The sequence below is a fragment of the Streptomyces aureus genome, assembly GCF_001418135.1.
GTDB lineage: Bacteria > Actinomycetota > Actinomycetes > Streptomycetales > Streptomycetaceae > Streptomyces > Streptomyces aureus_A.
Genome location: NZ_LIPQ01000273.1, coordinates 1 through 2,547 on the forward strand (window position 1 = coordinate 1; position 2,547 = coordinate 2,547).

The following is a 2,547-nucleotide window of genomic DNA, read 5'->3' on the forward strand; positions in this document are numbered from 1 at the left end:
GGACATGGCCCCGGACGCGCCCCCCGCCCTGCCGCTGCCGCTGCTCTCGGTCCAGCTCCTCGTCCGGGTCCATGTCCAGGTCCTCGTCCTCGTCCCGGCCACCGGCGTGCCGGCCGCCGCCGTTCTGCCCGTCGTACCGCTGCCCGGCGTACTGCTGTCCACCGCGCCGCCGCCCGTCGCCGGGCTGCCCCGCGTACCCCTGCTGCCGCTCCCGGTCGTCCCGGTCGCGGTCGCCCCGTGCCCGCTCGTCACGGGCCTGCTCGGCCCGGACCCGCTCGTCGCGCGCCCGCTCGTCCCGTCCCCTGCCGTCACGGTCCCGGTCGTCGCGGTCCCGGTCGGCCCAGCGCGTCCGCTCGTCGGGCCGGGGGTTCCTGTCCTGCTCGGGCCCGGTCATCGGTTCGCTCCTTCCGTCACGGCGTCCCACATCCGGCGCGCCGCGCCTCTGTCCAGGGGCCGGTCACGGTCCCGGACCAGTTCGTTCAGCAAGCCCCTGAGCCGGTCCCGGTCACGCCGGTCCACCGCGAGGCGCGGCAGGAAGGCACAGACGAGCCCGAGCGACTCGGGGTCCTTCGCGGCCCGCCGGAGCATCCCGCCGAGCGCCTCCAGGGCCGACTCGCCCGAGCGGGCGGTGGTGAGCGTGGACCGCAGCAGCGCGGCGAGTTCGGGGGCGAGCTCGGGCCGGGTCGCGAGCAGCGCGATCAGCAGCGGGCGGGCCGCGTGCCCGTCCAGCTCCGGGACCTCGCGCAGCCCCCACAGGTGGGTGGTCCGGGTGCTCAGGGCGCGGATGACGGCGAGGTGGACGAGGTTGGCGAGGTTGAGCCGGCCGTCCTCCAGCCACTGCCGGAGCCGTCGGAGCACGGGGGCGGGTTCGCCGCAGGCGAGCAGCCGCGCCACGCTGAACGCGGCGGGCACGAGGACCTCGATGTCGCTCGCCTCGCGGGCCCTGACGACCCGGGCGATCGCGTCGAGCGATCCGGAGACGCCGCCGGCGGCCAGCACGTAGCCGTGGGCCAGGAGGGCGGTCCTGACGAGCATCTCGTCGTCGGACGCGGCCCAGTTCTTGAGGACGTCGGCGACGGCGGGCCGGACGCGCGGGTCGCGCGCGGACTCGGCGAGCGCGGTCGCGGCCGCCATGCGGGCGACCGGATCGTCGGTCACAGCCAGCGGCACCACCAGCTCGCGGAAGCCGTGGATCCAGTCCCAGGAGCAGAGCACCCCGGCCGCGATGGAGGCCCGCACCCACACCTCGGGGCGCGGGTCGTCACACAGCGAGCGCAGCCAGCGGGCCACCGGGCCGCGGACGTTGTGGTAGCCGTGCCAGATCTCGCCGAGTACGGCTCCGGCGAGCGCCTCGCCCTGGAAGCGGACGGCCCGCACGGGCACCTTGGCCGGGCCGAGGTCCAGCTCGCCGTCCTCCAGGACGGCCCGCGCCTGCACCGGCCGGTGTTCGGCGTGCGTTCCGAACAGGCGGCGGCCCGGCGGGTGTTCGGGGTCGAGGGTGACCGCGAGTTCCCAGGCGAGGAGTTCGGCTGCCTCGGCGGCGAGGCTGTACGCGGAGCCGTTGAAGACGGCGACGGCGATACGGAACGCCCCGGCGTTCAGGGCCGGCAGGGCCTCGGGGACGGCGCCCGGACGGTCGGCTCCGGCGAACCACTCGCGCGCCTGGGAGCGTACGAAGGAGGCGCATTCCGCCAGGAGTTCCTCGTCCGTCACCTCACCGCGCCAGTGCCGGGCGAGGTGGTCGGCGAGCCGCGCCGCCTCGCGGGGCCGCAGCTCCTCAAGACCGAGGGCCTCGACGACGTCCCGCCGCGCGCCGCGCGCCCGGGCGTCGCCGAGGGCCTGGTCGGACTCGGCGCGCAGCTGGTTCCAGAGGTGGCGGTGGAGGACCTCGTCGGCCGGCGGCGGCGCGCAGTACATCCCGTACCGGCCGCGCAGCAGCCGGTCGGCGAGCTCCCCGTTCTCGACGAGGACGACCCCGTACGCGTCCCGGCCGCGCAGCAGATCGCCGAAGCGGTCCAGGTGCAGTTCGGAGAGCCGGGTGACCGGGCGGCGGGCGGCCGCGGTGAGCTCGCCCCGGCCGGAGCGGGCGGCGCGCGGCTCGCGCTCGGCCTCGCGCACGTCCTCGGTGAGCAGCTCCAGGAGGTGGCCGCCGCTCTCCTGGAGGACCTCCTCGGTGATCTCGTCGACGCCGTGGCGCGGATCGAGCCGGAAGACCTTGCCGCCGGTCAGTTCGTCGAGGAGGGCGAGCGCGGTGGCCTTGCGGCCGCTGCCGGGTTCGCCGCACAGGACGAGGACCCGGTGGTCGCGGAGCCGGTCCCGCATCCGCCGGTAGCCGGAGGTGGCGCAGTAGACCCGGCCCAGGTGGTCGAGCGTCTCGGGCGGGACGGGCCCCTGGACGAAGTGCGCGGTGCGTTCGGAGCCGTACAGGGCGAAGATCTGGTTGCCCTCGAAGACGGTGCCGTCGCCGTGGATGGTGGTGAGGCGGTCGCCCGCGCCGCCCGCCCAGGTGCGGACGGCCCGGCGTGCCGTGGCGGCCCCGCCGGTGTC

1 protein-coding gene and 1 pseudogene are annotated in these 2,547 nt (G+C 76.4%); both read right to left on the reverse strand.

The window, feature by feature from the left end; all coding sequences use genetic code 11:
- Positions 1–394: pseudogene (locus tag AOK00_RS22580) on the reverse strand (hypothetical protein); the annotation flags it as partial.
- Positions 391–2,547 (reverse strand): HEAT repeat domain-containing protein (locus AOK00_RS22585; RefSeq protein WP_254047460.1); only part of this gene is annotated, 2,157 nt, incomplete at its 5' end. The gene AOK00_RS22585 and the pseudogene AOK00_RS22580, both read right to left, overlap by 4 nt.